Below are 22,252 nucleotides of genomic sequence, written 5' to 3'. Positions count from 1 at the left end.
AACTTGCGTCGTCGCCACAGCTTGCTAAGATGATGCAAAGCGTAGCGAAGGAGTTGTGTATGCCACACAGGAATGATAACCGCCACTTTTACCGCATGATGGTCAATGCCGAGGTAAAGGTGATGATCAACGACCCTGAGGCCGCCCGGGTAATAGACGGGGTGTGCCGCGATCTTAGCGCTTCCGGTATGGCGGTAGAAGTCGATGAACCGTTGGAGATGGGCACCTTAATCCGGGTTCGTTTAGAGTCGCCCGACGCCAGTGTGGCCCCGTTAGATGCCACTGCTAAGGTGATGCGCTGCAGTCAGGAAAATGAAGACTGCTATCAGCTTGGGCTAGCTTTTCTGGAATTGAATTAGGCTTCGGCAGCGGGATGACGACCACAATGGCAGTCATCCCGCGCTAGCTTAATAGATTTTGCAGATCAACCCTTTCAGATAATAGCCTTCAGGGTAGAAACTGGCGACCGGATGATCACTGTCTTGTTGTAAGCGTTCGATAAACACGCAATCTCGTTTCGCATCCAGTGCCGCATCGGCGACCACCTTCTGGAACAAGCTCTCTTCCATTAAGCCTGAGCAGGAAAAGGTAAACAGCAGACCACCTGGCTTTACCAGTTGCATCGCCACCCGGTTAATATCCTTGTAGCCTCGACAGGCACTGTTAAGCTGGGCTTTGTTGTCCGCGAACTTCGGCGGGTCCAGTACCACGATATCAAAGGTTTTGCCTTGCTCCTGATACTGTCGTAGCAGTTTAAACACATCGGCTTTTTGATTGCTCAGTTTACTTAGATCTAACTGATTAAGTTCGGCATTACGCGCCGCGGTTTGTAGTGCCAGCTCAGACAGATCGACATTAGTCACCTGTTTGGCACCGCCCATTAAGGCTGCAACGCCAAAGGTGCCGGTATAGCTAAAGCAATTTAATATTTCTGCGTCTTTTGCAAAACGGCGCAATGCGGCGCGGTTTACCCGCTGATCCAGATAAAAGCCGGTTTTATGGCCGTTAACCACATCGACGACCAGCGTCATACCGTGCTCTTTAATCAGCACCTCACCACTGCCACGCGGTAAATGCAGCCAGCCGGTTACCAGCGGCAGGCCTTCTTTTTTGCGCACATCCACATCGGAGCGCTCGTAAATACTGTGCTCCGGGAATACCTCAAGCAGCGCAGCGACCAATTGTTTGCGTTTGGCATCGGCACCGGCAGAGAGTAGCTGCACTACCAATACGTCCTGATATTTATCAATAGTAATACCTGGCAGACCATCTGACTCCGCAGCCACTACCCGTAGCCCATTAGTCTGCTCTGTGTTGAACAAGCTAAGCCGCAGTTGCCAGGCGCGCTGAAGACGTTGCTTAAAAAACGCCTGATCAATCTGTTCGTGTTGTTGAAAGCTCCAGATCCGGGCACGAATTTGCGATGCAGGTGAGTAGGCTGCCCAGGCCAGCCATTCGCCTTTGCTACTGACGACAGCAACGGTGTCGCCACGATTTGGCGTATTATGGACTTTGGCAATGGCGTTAGAGAAAATCCACGGGTGTTTCCGATTCAGGGCTTTTTCACGGCCCTCGGCCAGGATCACCGCCGGTACGCTGCTATTATTCATATCTGGTAGGTCGCTATGCTAGACTAAAGGCTGCATTTTAGAGAAGTGACTGGTAAAGCTAAAGGAAAATCGGTTTATAGAGCCCATCTGTTAACGTTCGTCACCAGTTTAAGGACACCTATGCTTGAAACCTTGCCCAGAGTTATGCGGGCTGTAGTAGTGCAATCACCCGGAGCGGAAAGCCAGCTTAGCTGGCAAAATGTGGCACTGCCAGAGCTTCAATCTGGTGAGTTACTGATAAAAGTTGCCGCTTTTGGTATTAATCGTGCCGATTTGATGCAGCGACAGGGGTTATATCCGGCGCCCGCCGGTGACAGCGAAATTTTGGGATTAGAAGTTGCCGGTACTGTTGTTGCAGTGGCAGACCAGTCTTTGTCCCCCTGGATAGGTCGAAGTGTATTTGGTTTGGTAAACGGTGGTGGTTACGCTGAATACGCTGCAATGCCTGCAAGCCAGGCAATGATTGTTCCACCTGGTTGGACATGGCAACAAGCCGCTGCCACAGCAGAAACCTTTTTAACTGCGTATCAGCTTTTGGTTTTTTTAGGCCAGGCGCAGCAAGGCCAGCGAGTGCTTATTCACGCTGGTGCGAGTGGGGTAGGTACGGCAGCGATTCAGTTAGCGAAGGCAATGGGGTTACACATAGCCGTCACGGTGGGCAACTCGAACAAAGCCGCGGTATGTAAGCAATTGGGGGCTGACATCGCGATAAATTACCGAGAACAGGATTTTAAACAGCTGTTGTCCCAACACTGGCCGTCCGGCATAGATTTGATCCTTGATCCCGTTGCTGGAGCCTATCTCAATGCGGAAGCGAGTTTGTTGGCGCAAGATGGTAAAATTATTATTTATGCGATGATGGCAGGGCGAAAAATTCCTGAGTTTGACCTGAGTGTGTTGTTTAGAAAGCGCGGTCAACTTTTGTGCTCAACGTTACGAAATCGCAATAGCGCATACAAAGCAGAGTTAACACAGCAATTTGGGGCAGACTTTGCGGCCGATTTGGCCGCTGGCGACATTAAGCCGCTAATCGATCGGGTATTTAGCACCGTAGATATAGAGCAAGCGCACCAATTACTCGCCAGCAATCAGACTATTGGCAAGTTAATCGTGAGCTTTGATTAGTTAATATTATTGATCCCAGGAACAGCATCCGGATGTCATTGAGTTTTGGAAAGGCGGCGTACGCCAAAATTGTTCAGCGTTTAATTGAGCGGGTATATCATCAAAGTCCGTTGCAGGACTCGTTTTATGAACAAGCCATTAAATGGTTTGCCGAGAAAGAGCAACGCGATCAGAAAGCAACGGAGCTTGAGCAACAGTTATTTCTATTTGAAAACCGGCAACAGCAGTCTAAGAAAGGCGATCAAGCCGCGATTGCCAAAAATCTGAAACAAGCTGAAGACCAGCATAAAAATTTCAGCAACGAAATCGAAGAAGCAAAATTTCAACGATATAGTGATTTACACGCACTGTGTCGGGATATTCTTTCGCTATGTCAGGCGGACAGTTTTGCCGATACGAACAACCTGAGCGCCAAGCTATTGGGTACTATTCAACTGATTTGCCCAACCAGAGGCAGAAATATTGCCAAAGAAAATCAGAAAGCGAGACATCTTTATAAAGCCGTGTTGAGCATCAGGTTATTAGATCGCATGGTTATGGATGGGCTGATCGATCATCCGTTTATTCTGGAGCGTTACGAAGAGGGTAAGTCGCTGCCATATACCGACGAAACAGATTATCACCCTTATCGTGATGATGTGCATGTTCCGGTTTTGATGGCGGCACTGTTACAGGATATCGGTCGCTGCCATCCTGTTTGTCAAAATATTCTGCGGGGGGCTGATGGCACCTACGATGAATTCCGCGAATTGGAAGCGGAAGAGCGTAATCTGTTCTTGCAGACAAGTTACACGGAAACATTAAATTTTCTGCAAGATGCGCTTACGGTAGGACGATACACTGGCCGTAACAAGCAAGAGCGTGATAGGTTTGTTCAATTTGAAATTGAAAAGCGAGAGTTAATCCAGCTATTAATAAAACAGGCGGTGCGTCCTCAGGAGGTATTGGGGAGTATTCTGCGCATTCCCCAAATCTATACCGGTATGGTGTTATCAACCCGTAGTAGCTATAACTATGAAGATCTACCCAAGGCTGCATTAGCTTTGGAAAAGACAGCCGAACTTGGTAAGTTAAGCAAAAATGCAGTAGCCGCTTTTTTGAGGATCGTTGGCTTGTTCCCGCAAGGTTATGGCGTGACCTATATTCCTAAAGACTCAGATGGCAACGATATGGAGCGATATGAATATGCGATTGTCACCGGTTTGTATCCACCGGATTTTCGCAAGCCAATTTGTCGAATGGTAACCTATAGCCTAACTTACCAGGCTTCCGCTCGTGGCTGTATTGTCAGCGCGGAAAACAATTTGTATTTCCCGCAAGGGCGAAAAAAGCTCGAGGTAGTTCCTGAAGAACGCTTGCTCGAGATTTTACGCCGCCTGGTCTACAACTTTGAAGAGCGGATGGCTTCGCCACTATTACCACGTTGCTGGCATCCGGATGACTATTTTATTAATCAGAAAAACCAGAATCTGTGGAATAAAGCTGTGATTATTCAAAACTAGTACTTTGCTCAGGACCCAGGCTGCTTGTGCTGGGCTTGGGCCGCCCGCTCTAACGTGCTAGTGTCATCATCTCCCGTTTTAGGCACGGCTGATGGCGCAGTATCAGTAACCATGGTTTCTGGAGCGGCATCAGCCAGCTGGGGTTGCTCGCTAAGCTCTCCGTCGCTTGTCGTCTCAGGCATGTCTTCGTTGTTCGCCACAGTTAGCTCTACGTCAGTATCCGTATGATCTGCGGCCTGTGTATCAGGCTTTTCCACTGCAGGCTCATCCAGCATTTGTTCTTTTACCAGTTGCTCATCAACGCGCGGATCCAGTGCTGCAGCCAGCGGGGAAGACACCAGATCGCCAGAGGCGAGCTGATAATCTGAAGGTTGCTGTTCGGCCAGCAGCCGCTTGGCCATTTTCTGGTTATAGTTAACCCGGGCTAAGCGCAGGAATAGGATCAGACAGCATACCGACATATAGCCATACAGCATGGCATTACCGAGCATTTGCATCAGAAAAGATGCCACCAACGGCCCCAAGGTGGCACCGATGCCAAAGGTCAGCAGGATGGTCGCCGACAGGGCCACCCGTTCCGGTTGTTCGATATTCTGATTAGCCAGTGCTGTGGCCAGTGGATACAGCGTAAAGGCCAGAATGCCAAAGCAAAAGGTGGCGATCAGCAGTGCCAGGCCTTTAAGTGGTAGCAGTGCGATCACTAACACTAAAATGCCGAGCAGGGCACTGTTAAAGCGTAACAAACGGCTACGTGGAATACGGTCCGATAGTTTACCCATTGGCCACTGGGCTAATAACCCGGCCAGAATAGTTACCGACATAAAGCTGGCAACCTCGGCTGTACCCATGCCATTACTGGCGGCAAAGGCGGGCGCCAGACCATAAAAAGAGCCGGAAATCCCGCCAGCGATCAAAATCGTGGTCAGGGATTGCGGTACCTTGCGCCAGAACGGCAAAATTTTCAGCGGCGCTGGGTGCATAGGCTGTGGGTGGATGCGGCGGGTAAGCGCTATTGGCAAGATGCAAAGCGCGTAACAAATGCCAATCAACAGCAGCGGTTGCAGTCCCAGTTCCGGGAAGAACGACAATACGGTTTGCCCGGCCACCATCCCCATATAGGAGACAATCATATAACCGGCAAAGACACTGCCGCGCTGGCTGCTATCGGCCTGCTCGTTTAACCAGCTTTCCAGCACCATATACATACACATCATGCCGGTGCCGACGATTAACCTGAGTAACAACCAGATACTGAGCACATCGGTTAAGGCATGGCACAGCGCTGACGCCGTTACAATGCCGGCACTGGCCACAAAGGTACGGATATGACCAACCCGGGCAATCAGCTTATGACCGACTTTCGAACCGACGACCAGCCCGAAGTAGTAAGCTGACATCATGCCACCGATCCACAGTTGTTCGACACCATCCTGGCTTAATGACAATGCCAGGTAGGTGGTAAGCAAACCGGACCCCAGCACCATAATCAGGGTGCTGGAGAACAGGGACGAAAAACTGCGAAACGGTGAGGCCATCCTAAGCTCCTGTAAACGACTTTACTTAACGCGCATACCTGCGCTGGCACCCTGATCCGGTGTCAGCAGGAAGATATCGCTACCGCCCGGGCCTGCGGCCAGTACCATGCCTTCGGATAAACCAAAACGCATTTTGCGCGGAGCCAGGTTAGCCACCATCACCGTTTGCCGGCCAACCAGACTCTCTGGCGTGTAAGCGGCTTTAATACCGGCAAACACCTGTCGGGTTTCGCCGCCGCCAATATCCAGTTGCAGTTGGACCAGTTTGTCGGCGCCTTCCACCGGCTTGGCATCGATAATGGTCGCGACCCGCAAGTCAATCTTGGCAAAGTCATCAATGCTGATGGTCTCGCTAATCGGCTCCCGTTCGCCGCTAACAACTTTAACCTCAGCCTTAGCTGTTTCAGCTTTAGCGACTGCAACCGGCTCAGCAGTAGGTTGTAAGTTCTCTTTTGAAGCATCAACCATGGCTTGCACTTTTAGCGGATCGACGCGCTGCATCAGCGCTTTAAAGGGGTTAATAGCATGGTTTAACAGCGGCTCGCGGTAATTGGCCCACAGCAGTTCGGTATTTAAAAAGGCTTCGCTGTCGCTGGCCATTCTCGGCAGCACCGGCTTTAAATAATGCATTAACACGCGGAACAGGTTCAGGCCCATTGAGCACACCTCATGCGCCTCCTGCTGCTTGCTGTCATCTTTTACCAGCACCCAGGGCGCCTTAGCATCGATATACTGATTGGCTTTATCGGCCAGCGCCATAATATCGCGGATGGCCCTGGCAAATTCCCGCTGCTCATAGCTTTGCGCAATGCTGTCCCCAGTGTTAATAAAGTCGGCGAACAGCTCCGGTTCACTCAGATTGGCAGAAAGCGTGCCGTCAAAGCGCTTACTGATAAAACCGGCGCAGCGACTGGCGATATTCACCACTTTACCTACCAGATCGGCGTTAACCTTCTGGGTAAAGTCTTCCAGATTTAAATCCAGATCGGTAATGCCGCTGGTTAGCTTAGAGGCGAAGTAATAGCGCAGATATTCCGGATCCAGATTATCCAGATAGGTACGGGCCTTGATAAAGGTACCACGTGACTTGGACATCTTGGCGCCATTTACCGTGACAAAACCATGGGCAAAGATGGCATTAGGTTTGCGGAAACCCGCGCCGTGCAGCATCGCCGGCCAGAACAGACTATGGAAGTAGATAATATCTTTACCGATAAAATGATAGACCTCGGCGTCAGAATCCGGTGCCCAGTAGCTGTCAAAATCGATACCGGCTGTTTCACACAGGTGTTTAAAGCTGGCCAGATAGCCAATAGGTGCATCCAGCCACACATAAAAGAACTTACCTGGTGCGCCCGGAATTTCAAAGCCAAAATAAGGCGCATCGCGGCTGATGTCCCAGCGCTGCAGGCCATCTTTAAACCATTCCTGCAGTTTGTTAGCCATTTCATCCTGCAAGGCACCGCTACGGGTCCAGTCCTGCAGCATCTGGGCAAAAGCCGGTAAATCAAAGAAGTAGTGTTCACTGTCTTTTAGAATTGGCGTGGCGCCGGATACGACCGAGCGCGGGTTCTTTACTTCGGTGGGGCTGTAGGTGGCACCGCAGACATCGCAGCTATCACCATTTTGGTCTAACGCGCCGCATTTCGGGCAATCGCCTTTAACAAAGCGATCCGGTAAGAACATTTCTTTTTGCGGATCATACAGCTGGCTGATGGTATCGCGCTTGATATAGCCGCCATCATTTAAACGCTGGTAAATCAGGTTGGCAAAGTACCGGTTTTCGTCACTGTGCGTGGAGTGATAATGGTCAAAGGCGATACCAAAGCCGGCAAAATCAGCCATATGCTCTATTTTGGTTTGCGCAATCATCTGCTCCGGCGTGATGCCTTGTTGCTGCGCTTTTAGCATAATAGGGGTGCCGTGCGCATCATCAGCACAGACGTAGTAACACTGGTGACCGCGGGCTTTCTGAAACCGTGACCAGATGTCAGTTTGGATATATTCCAGCAGGTGTCCGAGGTGAATAGGGCCATTGGCATAGGGTAACGCACTGGTGATCAGAATTTTCCGGCTCGACATTGACGATTGCTCTTGAGAATAAATAACTGAAAAGATATGAACTAATGATACTATAACCGGCATTAAATCGCATCCGCACAAGCGGCGTTTCCCAACGATTTGTCAACAAAAGCGATTAGTCTACAAAAAAGCCTTTTAACGGAGTGACCATGTTTAACTGGCTAAAAAAGAAAACTCAGGCAGCAGGCGAGCCCGAGCCGGGCGCGAATGAGCTAAGCGGCGTTATTGAAGCCTTAAGAGCCAGACCCGGTGCTTTTAAGTCGATTAAAACCATAGTAATGGTGGCATCGGGTAAGGGCGGGGTCGGCAAATCTACCACCTCCGCTAACCTGGCGATGGCACTGGCAGCAATGGGTGTGCGCACCGGCCTGTTAGATGCCGATATTTATGGGCCTTCGGTACCCACGCTATTTGGTTTAACCGGTGAGAAAGTCACGTCCCCGGATAATAAATTAATGCATCCGCTACAGGCGCATGGTGTCTGTTTACAGTCGATCGGCTTTTTGGTTGATCCGGAGCAGGCGTCAGTCTGGCGCGGCCCGATGGCCAGCCAGGCGTTATTGCAGTTACTGAATGAAACCCTGTGGCCTGAGCTGGATATCCTGCTGGTGGATATGCCGCCCGGCACCGGTGATATTCAGCTCACCATTTCGCAAAAGCTGCCGGTAACGGGCGCTGTGGTGGTGACTACACCTCAGGATCTGGCGCTGGCCGATGCCCGCAAGGCGATTACCATGTTTCAACAGGTGAAAATCCCTCTTCTGGGCCTGATTGAGAATATGAGTTTTTATATCTGCCCCAGCTGCGGCGCCAGCGATGATGTATTTGGCAGCGAAGGGGGGGTAAAACTGGCCGAGCGCTATCAGGTGCCGGTACTAGGCCAGTTACCGCTGCAAGCTGCGCTGCGGGAACAGGCCGATAGTGGTACTGCCTTAACGGCCGGAGATGCCAGCTTGCTGGAGTATTATCAACAAATTAGTCGTGCCTTGCTGTGGCAACTTACCGGTGCCAGCAGCCAGAGCGTGGAAATTGTTATAACGGATGATTAGTAATGAGATTATGTGACCGCGATATAGCCGCCTACCTGGCCGAGGGAAAAATCCGCATCAGTCCGGCACCCGATGCCGAAATGATTAGTGGCGTTAGTGTTGATATTCGGCTTGGCCATAAATTTCGGGTATTTCAGGCGCATACCGCGCCCTTTATCGATTTAAGTGGCCCCCGTGCTGAAGTCGATGCTGCCTTAAATGCCGTAATGAGTGATGAAATTGTACTGGAGGACGATGGTGTCTTTATTTTGCACCCGGCTGAGCTGGCGCTGGGTATTACGCTGGAGTCGGTAACGCTGCCGGCAGATATCGTCGGCTGGCTGGACGGGCGCTCTTCTTTAGCCCGTTTAGGCTTAATGGTGCATGTGACCGCGCATCGCATTGATCCGGGCTGGTCGGGTAATATCGTACTGGAGTTTTTTAACAGTGGTAAGTTGCCGCTGGCGCTAAGGCCCAATATGAAAATTGGCGCCCTGAATTTTGAACTGATGACGGGACCGGCGGATAAGCCTTATAACAAGCGCAGCGATGCCAAATATAAAGAGCAGAGCGGGGCAGTCGCCAGCCGTATTAGTCAGGATGATAAGACAGCGTTGTAACAATAGAGCGCGCTAAAAAGAAAAAGCCCACGCAAAAACGTGGGCAGCAAGCTTATATAAAGCAAAATGAAGCGGTATGATTATGCAATAAAGCTGCATAGCTTGGCAATGCCGCTGGCAGCTATTTTCGATATTTAACGCCGTTTGGCGTAGCATTATTCGATTTTCTGACAATGATTTGACCAACCGGGAGCGATAGCAATGCAACTATACGGTTCACAGACTTCACCCTATGTAAGACGGATCCGGCTGCTGCTGGCTGAAACACCACATCAGTTTATCAATATGAATATTTTTGCCGAGGCGGATCGGCAGAAGTTATTAGCGCTGAACCCAACGTTAAAAATCCCGATGTTGCAGGATAACGACGAGATTATCTTCGATTCTAATGTGATCTACCGCTATCTGGCGGCGAAAATGGGCCTGGCAGCATTAAGTTGGTATCAGGAAAATCAACTCACGTTGATTAATGCAGTCAATGATTCGCTGGTCTCGCTATTTTTATGTACCCGCAGCGGCCTGAATACCAATGAAGATCGGCTGTTCTTTAATGCGCAAAAAGAGCGGATTGCCGCCTCAATGTTTGTGCTGGAGCAGCAGGCCGCTAATCAGGAATTTGCCAACTGGCAGTATCCGGCGATGGCACTGTATTGCTTACTGGACTGGGTGATATTCCGCGAATTGTTGGATCTGGAAGATTATCCGGCCTTACTAGCGTTTCATGCTGCCAATCAGCAAAAGGCCGGCGCCGCAGTCTCTGATCCGCGGCTGGCCTGAGTCAGAAGATAACGATATTCGGTGTATACGTTAACAATAGCATTATCGTAAAAATAGGATTGCTTTGTCACAAAAGTCTGCAAGGGTGTGATAACGCCCTTGCGCCACAATCAAACGCACAATGTTGACATCAATATTTAAGTAATCGTGTACTAACCCGTTTCGCATACCAATAATCTGGCGCCATTCTGACAACTCGTCAGCCGTAATCATGCCGTGCTGATGTAGCTGTGAGAAAGTTTGATAGGCGTCGACAGAGCTGTGTTGCTGATATCTTTTTAAACAATGCTTGGCCAGGCCAATACTCAATTCTGTTAGCAGTTGTAATAAACGTTCTATAGCCAGGTAGTCACGCCGGCGTAGTTCCCCCAGGGCTAAGTCTGCACGCAATTCATCTAATTGTTGGCAGTAGTCTTGTTTATGTTTGGCGGCTTCAGTTAAATAAAGCTTTAAGCCGGCATCTTCAAACCTCATGACTTGCTTCTCTTTGTTGATACTCAAATAAGCTATTAATCCGCGTTATTTCTTGCCATGCTCTTGCACTACCATCGCTATATATCAGTTGTCCGGTATCAATAATCTGATACGCCAGATAAATCGGCGCCTGGTTGATATCGACGATAGATATTTTGGCTTCAGACAGGGCGAGCTCTGCGGCCCAATCAAGTGCCAGACAGTGGGGACGATTGTAGCGCGCTAAGTTATCGAGTGCGAAATCATTAAAAGCAACAGCGAGATCATAATCACTGTCTGGCCTGGCTCGTCCTTGTACTCTTGAGCCATATAACCAGATAGCCCCAATATCCGCGTTTTGTTTTGCGAGCTGCGTAATTCGAGATATTGTCGGCTCAGAGTTAGTCATCAGTCTGAATAAAATAAGTTTTGATATAACAAGAGCGTATCAGAATAACAGGGTTATCGCCAGTTAGCTCACAGTTGCATATTCAGGAAAAATACCGGGCTTAGCGGCTGGCGGCTTTTAACAGCACGGGCTCAATCAGCACACTCTGGCTGTCATCTGATAGCCAGATTTGGCCTTCGCTGATATTACATTGCAGGTTCATACTGCGCTGTACCAACGTGGCCATCTGCTGCACACTTTGCTCCGAAATGTCCCAAATTGATAGTTGCTGATAGCGGCTTAGCGCACTTTGATTCGCCTGCCACCAAATCGGTACCACCCGGCCACCATAGCAATATAAGTGCACCTGTTTTGCCCGGCTACAGGCCTTTTTCAGCCATTTTTCATCGGCCTGACCAAATTCGACCCATAGGTTAACGGTACCATCCAGCGCCAGATCCCATAGCTCTGCCTCGTCGCTTTCACTGCTTAGCCCCTTGGTAAATTGCAGGGTGTTACTGGCATTCAGTGCAAAAGCCAGTAAGCGCACCATCATCCGCTCGTTATTTTCCGACGGGTGCTGTGCCAGCGTCAGGCTGTGGTCTGCATAATAATGCCGATCCATATCAGCAATTTGCAGCTGGACTTTGTAAACAGTGGCTTTAAGTGCCATCAGATGCTCTTTTAGTCAGATACGAAAAGGCCGCAGTGTACAAAGCACGGCGGCCTTTGGCAATGCGTGCAGTCGTGCTTTAGTCATTCAACCTGAGGCGCTTTGGGGAGTTGTTATGTAATCTGCCCCAAATGGTTGTTCCTCCTTCGCTTTGGTATATACTAAAACCTCTGGGAGTGGGGCACTATGCGTTTGACTGAACAACAAATTATGCAAATTAAAGCCGTGGTATCTGCAGAGCTTGGCAGTCAGGCGACAGTGACGTTATTTGGTTCGCGGCAACGCGATGACGTCCGGGGCGGGGATATTGACTTACTGGTAAGCAGCACTAATGAAATCAGTCAGCCCGCTTTAGTTGCTGCCCGCCTGGAAGCTAAAATAATACAGCGTATCGGCATACAAAAAATTGATGTGTTATTACAAGCGCCAAATTTGCAACGCTCAGCAATTCACCAGATTGCGGCAAAGGGTATACCGCTATGACCACACTATCTGATGAACAGTTGCGGCTGGCTTTTCTAATTCGTGTTATCGACAAGGAGCGGAAACAACTCACAGTAACCTTGCAACGCTTATTTAATGCGCCACTCACACCCGAGCGTTTGCAGCAACTGGATACTGATCCAGCGTTTTCCGAACAACTTGATGCTTTTGCCAGCCGTTTTGCCAGGTTACAAGACAACCTTGGCGATAAGTTGTTGCCGGCTACCTTGGCTGCATTGGGTGAGCACAAGGGCCCGGTCTTGGATAATCTAAACAAGGCGGAGCGTTTTGGTTGGTTAGAATCTGCTGAAAATTGGTTATTGGCCCGGCAACTGCGAAACAAAATGGTGCATGAATATATAGAAGACTTGCAGCTATTGGCTGATGCACTTAATAGCGCAGCTAACTTTACGCCGTTGTTAGAAAATTTTGCGATGCAATTGATTTCGGCGCTGGAACAACGCAATCTGCTTCCTAGTAATTCCTTTTAACCGCAAAGCCATAAAATTTCAGCTAAATTCAGCATCGAAGGCCTGACTCTGGTACGTAATCATGCCGGAGTCGGAAGCGGTGGTATTTTTTGTTGTGGTGTTGGGTGGTGGTGTAATTTTCGTTGGCGGTGTAACCTTCGGCGTTGTTCGGTTTCTTTGTTAGTTCCCGCATTGGTTAAGGAGGCAAGCGCTGATTATGGCTGGTTGTAAACGGATTAGTTTTGTTTTGATCTATGCTGTGTTTTTACTCACCAGTTGTTCGTTATCGCCTGCCAGCCCTCATTATCCGTTAGCCGAATCCAGTGCTTTAAATGTGACCTTATTAGCTACGTTACCAACTGAGGTTGATGAATCATCGGGCCTGGCAATGCGTGATGGTAGGTTATGGACACATAACGACAGCGGCCATGCCGCTACCTTGTATCAGTTATCCGAGGCTGGCGATGCGATTAGCCGACGGGTGCATATTAAAAATGCGGCAAATTACGATTGGGAAGCATTGGCACAGGATAGCGACTGGTTGTATATCGCTGATTGCGGTAACAATATCGGTGATCGCAGCTGGATGCAAATTTATAAAGTAGCCTGGCAAGATTTGGAACAGGCTGAGGACGGCGCCGAAGTGGTTGCGAAAAGAATCATGTTTCGGCTGGCAGATACCGAGCCCTCAACCCGTCCGCATGCCCATAACGATGATTGCGAAGCGCTGACGGTGGTGGGTGATGAACTGTGGCTGTTTACTAAAAACTTGCAAGATCGTCATACCCGGTTATACCGGCTAGATAAAACCACAGCAGTTCAGGAAGTGGTCAGTAGTGAGCGGTTTTTTACAAATGGTTTAATCACTGGCGCCGATTTTGACCCTGACACCGAACGCCTGGCGTTAGTCGGCTATCGATTAGGGTTTTTGAATGTGGCTGCTTTTATTTGGCAGCTTCCTATTGTTAATAATACGCCACAATGGGAATTGGGACAGTATCATAGTATTCGACCCACGCGGCAATGGGAGGCCATTCTGTGGCATCAGGGTGATCTGCTGCTAACCAGTGAAGCAAGCCTACTGGGCGGGGCTAGCCTTGGTCGTATAGCATTATAATTAGCGTAGCTGATGCCGAGTAAGCCGGCCCCTTGGTTACTTTCTTTTACGGCGCAATCTCAGGGCTAATAACCTGCACTTAAGATACCCGACTTAGCAGCTGCTGTAGCAGAGGTTTTTACTAAGCTGCAAGGGCAGTGCAGAGCCTAACTATTTGCAGTTGGACTTTATAAACAGTGGCTTTAAGTGCCATCAGATGCTCTTCTGAGTCAGATACGAAAAGGCCGCGGTGTACAAAGCACGGCGGCCTTTGGCAATGCAACTTCGCTTGGCTGTTACTTAGTACTGGCTTGCTCGAACAACTTATTCACTTTATTCCAGTTAACCAGCTGCCACCAGGCCTGACTGTAATCGCCACGGCGGTTCTGATAGGCCAGGTAATAGGCATGTTCCCAAACATCCAGCGCCAGAATCGGCGTGCCGCGCTCCTCAACGACATCCATCAGCGGGTTATCCTGATTAGCCGTTGACGTTATCTGTAACTTACCGTCTTTATTTACAATTACCCAGGCCCAACCCGAACCAAAGCGGCTGGCCGCCGCCTGATTAAAGGCAGTTTTCATCGCATCCAATGAACCAAAGTCACGTTCAATAGCTGCAGTTAAGGCAACTGAAGGTGTGCCGCCCTGACCAACCGGCGCCATTAACTGCCAAAACAGCTGATGGTTATAATGCCCGCCACCATTATTACGCACCGCTGCATTAAAAGACGACATCTGCTGCATCATCCGCTCTAGGCTCAGCTCTGCCAGCTTTGGAAAATTTTCGATTTGCGCATTCAGGTTATTCACATACGCAAGATGATGGCGGCCATGGTGAATTTCCATGGTCTTAGCATCAATTACCGGCTCCAGCGCATTGGCAGCGTAAGGCAAGGGGGCCAGGGTAAAAGGGGCCGCAAAAGCCGATAACGAAGCCAATAATAAGGCAGCGGTGCTGACGGATTTCAGCAGGGTAGATTTCAACATACAGACTCCTTGAAAGAAAAAAGGCGAACAAAGCAGCCATCAAAGCGGTTCAGACCGTGTTCAACTCGTTGAGTTCACATGAAAATACGCCCATAAACTGAATTGGGATTAGTTTTGATTTATCCATACAGGAAATTAACGTACAAAGCTTGGTTGCTGGCGGTAACCAGAAATAGTTACAAAGCGGCTCTGTGACAGGTTTTGGTTACTGCGATTTACACTAGCTTGATTGAGAAGCAGTGCAGAGCCGTTATATGCCAGAAAGCTACCGGTAGAATGCGCTTAATCTGAAATACTGTGTATTGGTACGGATTTGCTACACAAAAACTCGATTAATTTCGATAGGAAAGAAAAACACTATTTAAAGCAGAGGGTTAAATGGTCGGTACGGCGGGATTTGAACCCACGACCCCTGACACCCCATGACAGTGCGCTACCAAGCTGCGCTACGTACCGACGTAGGGCGTATCATAATGATTTCGGTATGAAATGCAATGCGCTTTTGTGTGACTGCAGCTTTTTTACCCAAGGCTGCTGCTCCGATGTTTCAGACAAAGTTATAACGATGCTGGCGAATTCTGTCTGAAAGAGTAGAATACGCCTCTTTATAATAATTAGCAGTGTTGTAAGCTTGTGAGCGACATCCAGAACGATCCTTTTGCCGATATCCGGCCTTATCATGACCATGAAGTTCAAGCCGCTATTGGCCGGCTGATTGCCGATCAGGAATTTATTGCTGCCATTTTGCATTACCGCTTTCCGCATCTGGCCGGCAGTTTTGGCTGGTTGCTAGCGCCGGCGGTCAAGTTTTTCCTAAAGCGCAAATGGGCCAAGCTGCGCTCCATTGAACAGGTGCAGCTGCAGGTTGCCGCCTTTATGGAGCGGATGCTAAAAACCTCGACTACCGCCATGACCTTTAGCGGGATAGAACATTTAAAGCCTGGTCAGGCGTATCTGTTTATCTCCAATCATCGCGATATTGCGATGGATCCGGCGCTGGTTAACTGGTGTTTGCATAAGCATGGCTTTAATACGGTACGGATCGCTATTGGCGATAACCTGCTGCGTAAAGCCTGTGCGACCGAGCTGATGAAGCTGAATAAAAGCTTTATCGTCAAACGTGGCGCCAAAGGGCCGCGGGAAATGCTGAAAAACCTGTCGCAACTCTCGGCCTATATCCGCCATTCGCTGGATGAACAGCAATCTATCTGGATCGCGCAAAAAGAAGGCCGCGCCAAAGATGGCAATGATGAAACCGATCCGGCAATTCTGAAAATGTTTTATATGGAAGGCAAAAAGCGCGGTGACAGCTTTGCTGACTATATGCGCCACCTGAATATCGTGCCGGTGTGTTTATCGTATGAGTTAGATCCCTGCGATCAGGATAAAGCCAGAGAACTTTCTCACAAACAGCAGCATGGTAATTACCAAAAAGGCGAGTTTGAAGATATCGATGCCATTATCAAAGGCATTGTCGGCTTTAAAGGCCGGGTGCATGTTGCTTTCGCTAAACCGTTAACTGATATTCCGGCGGATGCTGACGCGCTGGCCGCGATGATTGATCAGCAGATCTGGCAAAACTATAAACTGTTTCCGGTTAATTATCTGGCCGCAGGTGACAGCGCCAAAGCCGATGCCGCACAGCAGGCAAGCTGGCAACAAAGGCTGGATGCGTTACCGCCGGAGTCGCAGCCGTTTTTAACACAAATGTATGCTGCCCCGGTGCTGAAACAGCATGCACAAGCGGCTGAAAGGCCGGTAGCTAACGCCTGATGGGCTATCTCGTTGGTGTTACGCTGTTATGGGCGTTTTCATTTAGCCTGATTGGCGTGTATCTGGCCGGGCAGGTCGATGCCTACTTTGCCGTTCTGACCCGGGTGGCGCTGGCACTGTTGGTATTTTTACCCTGGTTGCTGCGTTATCCGATAAAAGCCGGCTTGGCGCTGCAGCTGGCCGCCCTTGGTGCGGTGCAACTGGGGCTGATGTATCTGTTTTATTATCAGTCGTTTCTGTTGTTGTCGGTACCACAGGTACTGGTATTTACCATCTTTACCCCGGTTTATATTACGCTGCTTTACGATGTGCTGGCCGGGCGCTTTCAGCCGCGCTTTTTACTGGCGGCGGCAATGGCGGTAGTGGCCGCGGCGATTATGCGTGATGGCATGCCGGCACCGGATTACTGGCTTGGCTTTTTGGTGGTGCAGGGCGCTAACCTATGTTTTGCTGCCGGGCAGGTTGGTTATAAACGGCTAATGCAGCAAGGTGAAGCGCCTGCCAGCTTGCAATACCAGCAGTTTGGCTGGTTTTATGTTGGCGCACTGCTGGTGGCACTGCCGGCTTGGTTTATCCTCGGCACAGCCCAATATCCGGTTAATGCCACGCAGTGGGCCGTATTATTATGGCTCGGGCTAGTTGCCTCCGGCGGCGGTTATTACTGGTGGAATAAAGGCGCCAGTCTGGTCTCCAGTGGCACCCTGGCCGTAATGAATAATGCACTGATCCCGGCGGGTTTGCTGGTAAATCTGTTAATTTGGAACCGCAGCGCCAATCTTTGGTCTCTGGCTTTGGGCTCGGTAATTTTGCTGGCGTCGCTTTGGTTATGCCGGCCGGCAAGACAGGAGTAAACCGATATGGCACGACAGGTCACCTACTTATACAAGGGGCAACGCAAAGTCATTGCCTTTAGTTTTGATCGCTTTCGCGACCCTTATGAAGCCGCCGCGGCGGAAGAGGGCATTGACTTAACGCAGTTTCTGGCGATGGAAAAGCAATTAATGCAAACCGCTAAAGATAAGTCGGCAATTAAAAACTATCGATTACAAACATTTAGTAAATTTGGGTTTGCAGAGATCGCCTTTGTGCGCGAGAATCCGCCAACAGAAGAATAACAGGCTGCGCGATCCTATTCGATTGCCGCAGCGTATCAGCCTACAACCAATGAGTTTTGTTATGAAAATTACCGCAAATTTTGACAGTGGCAATATCGAAGTTATCAATGCCACCGATCCGAATAATATTCAACTGGCGATCCGTAAAGACAATATGTCGGATTTTTACCAGTGGTTCCATTTTCGCTTAAACAGCCCGCATGCCCAGGTGCACAAGCTGCATATTACCAATGCCGGCACCTCGGCCTATCCGGATGGCTGGAAAGACTATCAGGCAGTGGCCTCTTATGATCGGCAGAACTGGTTCCGGGTCGAAACCGAATATGATGGCAATACCCTGACCATTACCCATTATCCGGAAGCCGAGTCAGTTTATTTTGCTTACTTCGCGCCATATAGCTACGAGCGGCATATGGATCTGCTGCATCAGGCACAAAACGATTACAACTGTCAGCTGGTTGAACTGGGCGAAACCCTGGATGGTCGTGATATGAGCATGCTGGTAGTCGGTGAGCCGGATGACAGCAAAAAGAAAGTCTGGATCATTGCCCGGCAACACCCGGGTGAAACCATGGCCGAGTGGTTTGTCGAAGGCTTATTAGATCGCCTGCTGGATGAAGATGACGGCGTAGCGCGTAGCCTGCTGGCCAAAGCCGTGTTCTACATAGTACCTAATATGAACCCGGATGGCAGCGTGCGTGGTCATCTGCGTACCAACGCCGTTGGGGTTAACCTGAACCGCGAATGGCAAAACCCGAGTATGGAACAGAGCCCGGAAGTGTTCCTGGTGCGCCAGAAGATGCTGGAGCTGGGACTGGATATGCTGCTGGATGTGCATGGTGATGAAAACCTGCCATACAACTTTGTTGCCGGTGCCGAGGGCGTGCCTTCTTATAACGCCAAAATGGCGCAGTTAGAAGCCAGCTTTAAGCAAGCGCTGCTGGCGGTAACACCAGAGTTCCAAACCACTTACGGCTATGATCGCGATGAGCCGGGTAAAGCCAATTTAACCGTGTGCTCAAACTGGGTTGCCGAGCAATTTAAAACCCTGGCCTATACGCTGGAAATGCCGTTTAAAGATAACGCCAACCTGCCGGATGAAGCCTATGGCTGGTCAGACGTACGCTCAATGAAACTGGGCCAGGATGCATTAACGGCGATTTTGGCCGTAGTTGATGATTTAGGCCAGTAATAACAACCTAACCACACAGGAACAGCAGATGGCAATTATTTCCTGCCCGGTGTGCCAACACCGGGTTTCTAACAAAGCAGCAGAGTGCCCGAAGTGTAAAACCGATCTGACTGCGGCCACGCCGGAGAAACTGGCGGCGCAGCACCGGGATCGGATGCTCAGACAGTCACAATCACTGATGAATCAGTCGATGTTGGCGTTACTGCTGTTTCTGGGTGGCTTCGGTATTCTGTACTGGTGGCAACCGGAAACCGGCAGCTATAACGAATATGTCTCAACGGCGGCGATCGCGCTGGGTTTTATCTGGTATGTGGTTTGCCGCGCCCGGATTATCTGGTTAAAGCGTAAGAAGTAGTATGGATTTTAATGCACTGGTCAGCGCTATGGCGCCTGACACCTACGAAAAACTGGCGCAGGCGGCCGAAACTGGCCGCTGGGCCGACGGCACACCGCTGTCTGACGAGCAAAAAGCGCACACCCTGCAACTGGTGATGGCTTATCAGGCCAAGGTAATGAAATCGGACGAGATTTTTACTGTTGGCGCCGATGGTCAAATTGTCCATAAATCCAAAGCTGAATTGAAAAAGCAATTTTCTGATCCTGCCGCTATCGCAAGGTTTTCACACGATGATCTTTAAACGCTGGTTTAAACCCAAATGGCAACATCAGGATGCCGCAGTACGCCTACAGGCGCTGGAAAGTCTGGATCCGCAAAATACCGAACATAAAAACACCCTGCATGAGCTGGCCTTTAATGATGGCGCCGAAGCGGTGCGCAAGGCCGCGTTGCACCGCTTAAATGATTTTGCACTGTGGTGGCAAGCCAGTAAGCAGGACGCCGCCGAGCGCTTAAAACTTTATGCCGAGCAACAGCTGATCCAGCAGTTGCTAACCGGTAAGGTGGCCGCAGGTTTAAAACAGAAATTTATCGAACAATGTCAGCGTAGCAGTATTCTGGAGCAACTGGCACTGCAGGATAGCGATGTTAGTTTGCGCTTTAGTTTGCTACAGCGGCTGGAGCGGCAGGATCTGGTGCTGCAAAGCCTGCAGGATGCCGATTTCCCGGTGGCGTTAAAAGCGCGCTTACTTACCGACATCCAGGATGAAAAGCAGCTCGATAAGCTGGCGAAGCAATTGCCGGGCGAACTGGCCGAGCAGGCGGCACAACAACTGGCCAAGCTACAGGCAGATAAGCAGCGCCCGGTAAAACTGCGCAAAGAACTTACCTTGTTACTGGCCAAGTTAAATGCGCTTCGCGAGCGCACTAACCTGAGCGACGTGCCGGCACTGCAACAGCAACTGGCGACCGAATGGCAGCAGCTGGCTGCCGATCTGCCGTTGTTACCTGAGGCCGAAGCGGCACAGTATCAGGATAAGTTTCAGCAGTTAAACAGCAAGTTATCCCTCTGGTTAGCACCCAAATTAGCCGAAATTGCAGCAAAGCAGCGGGAGGCCGAGCAGCAGGCTCAGGCTGCAGCCAGTTTTCAGCAGTTAAATCAGGCGGTAACGGCGTTACAGCAGCAAATCAGTGTACAACTGACTGCGCTATCCTCTCTGACGCCAGAACAGCTGTCATTGTTAGAAGCGGCGCACCGTGAACTGGTGCAGGAGCTCTCTGCCGCGCCGCTGGCCGCCAGAGAGCAACAACAGCTGGCGGCGCAACTACAAAATCTGGCGCAGCAGCTTAGCGCCTTGCCGGCAGCTGCGGCAAAGTTGCAGCAACTAACGCTGTTAGTGTCAGAGTTTAGCGCTATAGCACTGCCGCAAACCGCAACCGATTTGCCAGTGGCGGAGCACCATTATTCGCAGTTTAAAGCCAGCTGGCGGCAGCTGGAGCAGGGGCTGGGTTTACCTGTGCCACAGCCATTACTGGCCGAGCGCCAGCAACTGCAGCAACGCTGGAAAGAGGCACTGACCGGCTTGCAGCAACAGCAACAACGCCAGTTACGGCAATTACGCAGCAAATGTGCAGAGTTTAAACGCTTGCACAGTGCCGGCCGTTATAAGGTGTTGTTTGGACTCTTTAAAGGTCTGACCGAGGATTATCAGCAGCTGGATGCCAGCTTACAGCAGCAAGCCGAGCGGGATTTTAGCGAAGTTAGCGCACTGTATCAGGCGCTGAACGAGCTGCAACAATATATTGCCACGCCACGAAAACGCGAGATGTTGCAGCAGATGCAGCAACTTTCTGCTGAGCCGCTAACCGATGCCAAAGCGCGCGCTGAACAGGTGAAGCTCAGCCGCGCTAACTGGAACTCACTGGGTAAAGCCGATCCGGCGGAAGACGATAGCCTGAATCAGGCGTTTGACCTGGCCTGTGAAGCTGCCTTTGCCCCGTGTCGCGAGTTTTTTGCCAAGCAGGATGCCGAACGTGCTGCACACTTGGCGCAGCGGCAGCAAATTCTGACCGAACTGGCGTTATTGCTGCATACAGAGTTGCCGGAAAAAGCGCTGGAACAATCGCTGCGTCAGTTAACCCAACGCTGGCGTGAGGCCGGCGCGGTAAACCGGCAGGATTATCAGGCGTTACAGCAACAGTATCAGCAACTTACCCAGCAGTTAAAAGCCCGCTTAAACCAGGCACAGCAAACCCAGGCCGCAGCAAAACAGGCATTGATTGACGATGCCAAAGCCGCATTATTGCTAACCGATGCTGGCCAAACGGCGTCGGTGTTAAAAGAATTGCAGCAACGCTGGAAACAACTGGGTTTTGCTGGCAAGCAACAGGATCAGAGCTTATGGTTAGAGTTCCGCGCACTGTGCGATGGGTTCTTTAATCAACGTCAGGCCGAGCATCAGGCGCAGCAAGCCGCGCAGCAACAGGCGTGGTCGGCTCTGCAACAGCAGCTGCAAGATATTGCTCAGGCGCTGACTGCTGCCACAGACTTAAGCACGGTACAACAGCTGCAACAGCAATTGCAGCAGCTGAGCTTACCGGATCTTGCCGAAGCCCGGGCCGCGCGTGAACAACTGGCGGCAGAATTAGCCAGTAAAGCCGCCGGTATGCGCCAGCAAAAACACAAAGCCGAGTTAAATCAGTTATTCGAAGCGCTGGCTGCAGGCCAGTGGCGTCCAGAGTTGGTACCCGCCGGTTATCGTGATGCTTTACAGGGCACAACGCCGCTACTGAGCCGGCGTGAACTGACAGTAGCCCTCGAGCTGTTAACCGGGCAGGGTGCAACTCAGGTTGAACCCAGCGAAAAGCAGCAGGTGCAGTTAGCGCTGTTATCAATGAAGCACAACAGCGGTCAGCAGGTTAATGCCGAGCAATTACTGCAACACTGGTTGGCACACGGCCCGGTCGCCGCTAACGAACAGCCGTTATTACAACGCGTCGCCGC

At 50.4% G+C, this 22,252-nt stretch carries 23 protein-coding genes and 1 tRNA gene; 16 read left to right on the top strand and 8 right to left on the bottom strand.

What is annotated here, in order from left to right:
• The first annotated feature begins 59 nt into the window (after positions 1-59).
• Complete coding sequence (locus AJE_RS01205) at positions 60-359, top strand: PilZ domain-containing protein (RefSeq protein ID WP_008949299.1); 300 nt, start codon at positions 60-62, stop codon at positions 357-359.
• A 48-nt stretch (positions 360-407) separates the two neighbouring features.
• Here the strand turns inward: AJE_RS01205 and AJE_RS01200 are convergent, their stop codons facing one another.
• On the bottom strand, positions 408-1,610 hold the full coding sequence (locus AJE_RS01200) for a class I SAM-dependent rRNA methyltransferase (RefSeq protein WP_008949298.1): 1,203 nt from the start codon (positions 1,608-1,610) through the stop codon (positions 408-410).
• A gap of 120 nt (positions 1,611-1,730) precedes the next feature.
• On the opposite strand from AJE_RS01200, the gene AJE_RS01195 reads away from it, so the two are divergent.
• Together AJE_RS01195 and AJE_RS01190 are read left to right on the top strand one after the other, a co-directional pair.
• On the top strand, positions 1,731-2,735 hold the full coding sequence (locus AJE_RS01195; protein WP_008949297.1) for an NAD(P)H-quinone oxidoreductase: 1,005 nt from the start codon (positions 1,731-1,733) through the stop codon (positions 2,733-2,735).
• A gap of 32 nt (positions 2,736-2,767) precedes the next feature.
• Positions 2,768-4,237 (top strand): hypothetical protein, encoded by a 1,470-nt coding sequence (locus AJE_RS01190; RefSeq protein ID WP_008949296.1) that lies wholly within the window; start codon positions 2,768-2,770, stop codon positions 4,235-4,237.
• 8 nt (positions 4,238-4,245) lie between these two features.
• Here AJE_RS01190 and AJE_RS01185 read toward each other — a convergent pair whose 3' ends face one another.
• Both AJE_RS01185 and metG read right to left on the bottom strand, forming a co-directional pair.
• Positions 4,246-5,772 carry an MFS transporter gene (locus tag AJE_RS01185; protein ID WP_008949295.1) on the bottom strand — a complete coding sequence of 509 codons (1,527 nt, stop codon included), beginning with the start codon at positions 5,770-5,772 and terminating at the stop codon, positions 4,246-4,248.
• Between the two features lie 21 nt (positions 5,773-5,793).
• Complete coding sequence (metG, locus tag AJE_RS01180) at positions 5,794-7,854, bottom strand: methionine--tRNA ligase (RefSeq protein WP_008949294.1); 2,061 nt, start codon at positions 7,852-7,854, stop codon at positions 5,794-5,796.
• A 149-nt stretch (positions 7,855-8,003) separates the two neighbouring features.
• Between metG and apbC the strand changes: the two genes are divergently transcribed.
• The 3 genes from apbC (at position 8,004) to AJE_RS01165 (ending at position 10,279) form a co-directional block, all read left to right on the top strand.
• Positions 8,004-8,903: an iron-sulfur cluster carrier protein ApbC gene (gene apbC / locus AJE_RS01175; RefSeq protein WP_008949293.1), complete on the top strand. Its 900-nt coding sequence runs from the start codon at positions 8,004-8,006 to the stop codon at positions 8,901-8,903.
• A gap of 2 nt (positions 8,904-8,905) precedes the next feature.
• Positions 8,906-9,502 (top strand): dCTP deaminase, encoded by a 597-nt coding sequence (dcd, locus tag AJE_RS01170; RefSeq protein ID WP_008949292.1) that lies wholly within the window; start codon positions 8,906-8,908, stop codon positions 9,500-9,502.
• 201 nt (positions 9,503-9,703) lie between these two features.
• Positions 9,704-10,279, top strand: coding sequence for a glutathione S-transferase family protein (locus AJE_RS01165; protein WP_008949291.1), 576 nt, complete (start codon positions 9,704-9,706; stop codon positions 10,277-10,279).
• A gap of 42 nt (positions 10,280-10,321) precedes the next feature.
• Here the strand turns inward: AJE_RS01165 and hepT are convergent, their stop codons facing one another.
• The 3 genes from hepT to AJE_RS01150 all read right to left on the bottom strand — a co-directional run bounded on the left by hepT (position 10,322) and on the right by AJE_RS01150 (position 11,793).
• Positions 10,322-10,753, bottom strand: a complete 432-nt coding sequence (hepT, locus tag AJE_RS01160; RefSeq protein WP_008949290.1) for a type VII toxin-antitoxin system HepT family RNase toxin — start codon at positions 10,751-10,753, stop codon at positions 10,322-10,324.
• Positions 10,743-11,141, bottom strand: coding sequence for a type VII toxin-antitoxin system MntA family adenylyltransferase antitoxin (gene mntA, locus AJE_RS01155; protein WP_008949289.1), 399 nt, complete (start codon positions 11,139-11,141; stop codon positions 10,743-10,745). Before mntA ends, hepT begins: the two co-directional genes overlap by 11 nt.
• A 100-nt stretch (positions 11,142-11,241) precedes the next feature.
• Positions 11,242-11,793 (bottom strand): YaeQ family protein, encoded by a 552-nt coding sequence (locus tag AJE_RS01150; RefSeq protein WP_008949288.1) that lies wholly within the window; start codon positions 11,791-11,793, stop codon positions 11,242-11,244.
• Between the two features lie 186 nt (positions 11,794-11,979).
• On the opposite strand from AJE_RS01150, the gene AJE_RS01145 reads away from it, so the two are divergent.
• The 3 genes from AJE_RS01145 (at position 11,980) to AJE_RS01135 (ending at position 13,863) form a co-directional block, all read left to right on the top strand.
• On the top strand, positions 11,980-12,276 hold the full coding sequence (locus AJE_RS01145; protein ID WP_008608429.1) for a nucleotidyltransferase domain-containing protein: 297 nt from the start codon (positions 11,980-11,982) through the stop codon (positions 12,274-12,276).
• Positions 12,273-12,767 carry a hypothetical protein gene (locus AJE_RS01140; protein ID WP_008949287.1) on the top strand — a complete coding sequence of 165 codons (495 nt, stop codon included), beginning with the start codon at positions 12,273-12,275 and terminating at the stop codon, positions 12,765-12,767. The genes AJE_RS01145 and AJE_RS01140 overlap by 4 nt, the downstream gene beginning before the upstream one ends.
• Positions 12,768-12,963: 196 nt before the next feature.
• Entirely contained in the window at positions 12,964-13,863 is a 900-nt protein-coding gene (locus tag AJE_RS01135) for a hypothetical protein (protein ID WP_008949286.1), read from the top strand.
• 275 nt (positions 13,864-14,138) lie between these two features.
• Here the strand turns inward: AJE_RS01135 and AJE_RS01130 are convergent, their stop codons facing one another.
• Positions 14,139-14,831 carry a superoxide dismutase gene (locus AJE_RS01130; RefSeq protein WP_008949285.1) on the bottom strand — a complete coding sequence of 231 codons (693 nt, stop codon included), beginning with the start codon at positions 14,829-14,831 and terminating at the stop codon, positions 14,139-14,141.
• Positions 14,832-15,210: 379 nt separating this feature from the next.
• Positions 15,211-15,287: transfer RNA gene (locus AJE_RS01125), tRNA-Pro, on the bottom strand.
• A 177-nt stretch (positions 15,288-15,464) separates the two neighbouring features.
• On the opposite strand from AJE_RS01125, the gene AJE_RS01120 reads away from it, so the two are divergent.
• The 7 genes from AJE_RS01120 to AJE_RS01090 all read left to right on the top strand — a co-directional run.
• Positions 15,465-16,604 carry a 1-acyl-sn-glycerol-3-phosphate acyltransferase gene (locus AJE_RS01120; RefSeq protein ID WP_008949284.1) on the top strand — a complete coding sequence of 380 codons (1,140 nt, stop codon included), beginning with the start codon at positions 15,465-15,467 and terminating at the stop codon, positions 16,602-16,604.
• Positions 16,604-17,455, top strand: coding sequence for an EamA/DMT transporter family protein (locus tag AJE_RS01115; RefSeq protein ID WP_008949283.1), 852 nt, complete (start codon positions 16,604-16,606; stop codon positions 17,453-17,455). The genes AJE_RS01120 and AJE_RS01115 overlap by 1 nt, the downstream gene beginning before the upstream one ends.
• A 6-nt stretch (positions 17,456-17,461) precedes the next feature.
• On the top strand, positions 17,462-17,719 hold the full coding sequence (locus tag AJE_RS01110) for a DUF2960 family protein (RefSeq protein WP_008608438.1): 258 nt from the start codon (positions 17,462-17,464) through the stop codon (positions 17,717-17,719).
• 61 nt (positions 17,720-17,780) lie between these two features.
• Positions 17,781-18,911 (top strand): M14 family metallopeptidase, encoded by a 1,131-nt coding sequence (locus AJE_RS01105; protein ID WP_008949282.1) that lies wholly within the window; start codon positions 17,781-17,783, stop codon positions 18,909-18,911.
• Between the two features lie 28 nt (positions 18,912-18,939).
• Positions 18,940-19,266, top strand: coding sequence for a hypothetical protein (locus AJE_RS01100; protein ID WP_008608440.1), 327 nt, complete (start codon positions 18,940-18,942; stop codon positions 19,264-19,266).
• 1 nt (position 19,267) lies between these two features.
• Positions 19,268-19,549, top strand: coding sequence for a YeaC family protein (locus AJE_RS01095; protein WP_008608441.1), 282 nt, complete (start codon positions 19,268-19,270; stop codon positions 19,547-19,549).
• Positions 19,539-22,252 (top strand): DUF349 domain-containing protein (locus AJE_RS01090; protein ID WP_008949281.1); only part of this gene is annotated, 2,714 nt, incomplete at its 3' end. The genes AJE_RS01095 and AJE_RS01090, both read left to right, overlap by 11 nt.

It is taken from the genome of Alishewanella jeotgali KCTC 22429 (assembly GCF_000245735.1).
GTDB classification, from domain to species: Bacteria; Pseudomonadota; Gammaproteobacteria; order Enterobacterales; family Alteromonadaceae; genus Alishewanella; species Alishewanella jeotgali.
This window is presented reverse-complemented; position numbering and strand designations above follow the sequence as displayed.

What these genes read in the sequence shown, in the direction of transcription:
- AJE_RS01185 (WP_008949295.1), bottom strand. Translation starts at nt 5,772, where the DNA reads ATGGCCTCACCGTTTCGCAGTTTTTCGTCCCTGTTCTCCAGCACCCTG.
- metG (WP_008949294.1), bottom strand. Translation starts at nt 7,854, where the DNA reads ATGTCGAGCCGGAAAATTCTGATCACCAGTGCGTTACCCTATGCCAAT.
- hepT (WP_008949290.1), bottom strand. Translation starts at nt 10,753, where the DNA reads ATGAGGTTTGAAGATGCCGGCTTAAAGCTTTATTTAACTGAAGCCGCC.
- AJE_RS01140 (WP_008949287.1), top strand. Translation starts at nt 12,273, where the DNA reads ATGACCACACTATCTGATGAACAGTTGCGGCTGGCTTTTCTAATTCGT.
- AJE_RS01135 (WP_008949286.1), top strand. Translation starts at nt 12,964, where the DNA reads ATGGCTGGTTGTAAACGGATTAGTTTTGTTTTGATCTATGCTGTGTTT.
- apbC (WP_008949293.1), top strand. Translation starts at nt 8,004, where the DNA reads ATGTTTAACTGGCTAAAAAAGAAAACTCAGGCAGCAGGCGAGCCCGAG.
- AJE_RS01165 (WP_008949291.1), top strand. Translation starts at nt 9,704, where the DNA reads ATGCAACTATACGGTTCACAGACTTCACCCTATGTAAGACGGATCCGG.
- AJE_RS01110 (WP_008608438.1), top strand. Translation starts at nt 17,462, where the DNA reads ATGGCACGACAGGTCACCTACTTATACAAGGGGCAACGCAAAGTCATT.
- AJE_RS01205 (WP_008949299.1), top strand. Translation starts at nt 60, where the DNA reads ATGCCACACAGGAATGATAACCGCCACTTTTACCGCATGATGGTCAAT.
- dcd (WP_008949292.1), top strand. Translation starts at nt 8,906, where the DNA reads ATGAGATTATGTGACCGCGATATAGCCGCCTACCTGGCCGAGGGAAAA.
- AJE_RS01095 (WP_008608441.1), top strand. Translation starts at nt 19,268, where the DNA reads ATGGATTTTAATGCACTGGTCAGCGCTATGGCGCCTGACACCTACGAA.
- AJE_RS01195 (WP_008949297.1), top strand. Translation starts at nt 1,731, where the DNA reads ATGCTTGAAACCTTGCCCAGAGTTATGCGGGCTGTAGTAGTGCAATCA.
- AJE_RS01145 (WP_008608429.1), top strand. Translation starts at nt 11,980, where the DNA reads ATGCGTTTGACTGAACAACAAATTATGCAAATTAAAGCCGTGGTATCT.
- AJE_RS01190 (WP_008949296.1), top strand. Translation starts at nt 2,768, where the DNA reads ATGTCATTGAGTTTTGGAAAGGCGGCGTACGCCAAAATTGTTCAGCGT.
- AJE_RS01100 (WP_008608440.1), top strand. Translation starts at nt 18,940, where the DNA reads ATGGCAATTATTTCCTGCCCGGTGTGCCAACACCGGGTTTCTAACAAA.
- mntA (WP_008949289.1), bottom strand. Translation starts at nt 11,141, where the DNA reads ATGACTAACTCTGAGCCGACAATATCTCGAATTACGCAGCTCGCAAAA.
- AJE_RS01105 (WP_008949282.1), top strand. Translation starts at nt 17,781, where the DNA reads ATGAAAATTACCGCAAATTTTGACAGTGGCAATATCGAAGTTATCAAT.
- AJE_RS01115 (WP_008949283.1), top strand. Translation starts at nt 16,604, where the DNA reads ATGGGCTATCTCGTTGGTGTTACGCTGTTATGGGCGTTTTCATTTAGC.
- AJE_RS01200 (WP_008949298.1), bottom strand. Translation starts at nt 1,610, where the DNA reads ATGAATAATAGCAGCGTACCGGCGGTGATCCTGGCCGAGGGCCGTGAA.
- AJE_RS01150 (WP_008949288.1), bottom strand. Translation starts at nt 11,793, where the DNA reads ATGGCACTTAAAGCCACTGTTTACAAAGTCCAGCTGCAAATTGCTGAT.
- AJE_RS01130 (WP_008949285.1), bottom strand. Translation starts at nt 14,831, where the DNA reads ATGTTGAAATCTACCCTGCTGAAATCCGTCAGCACCGCTGCCTTATTA.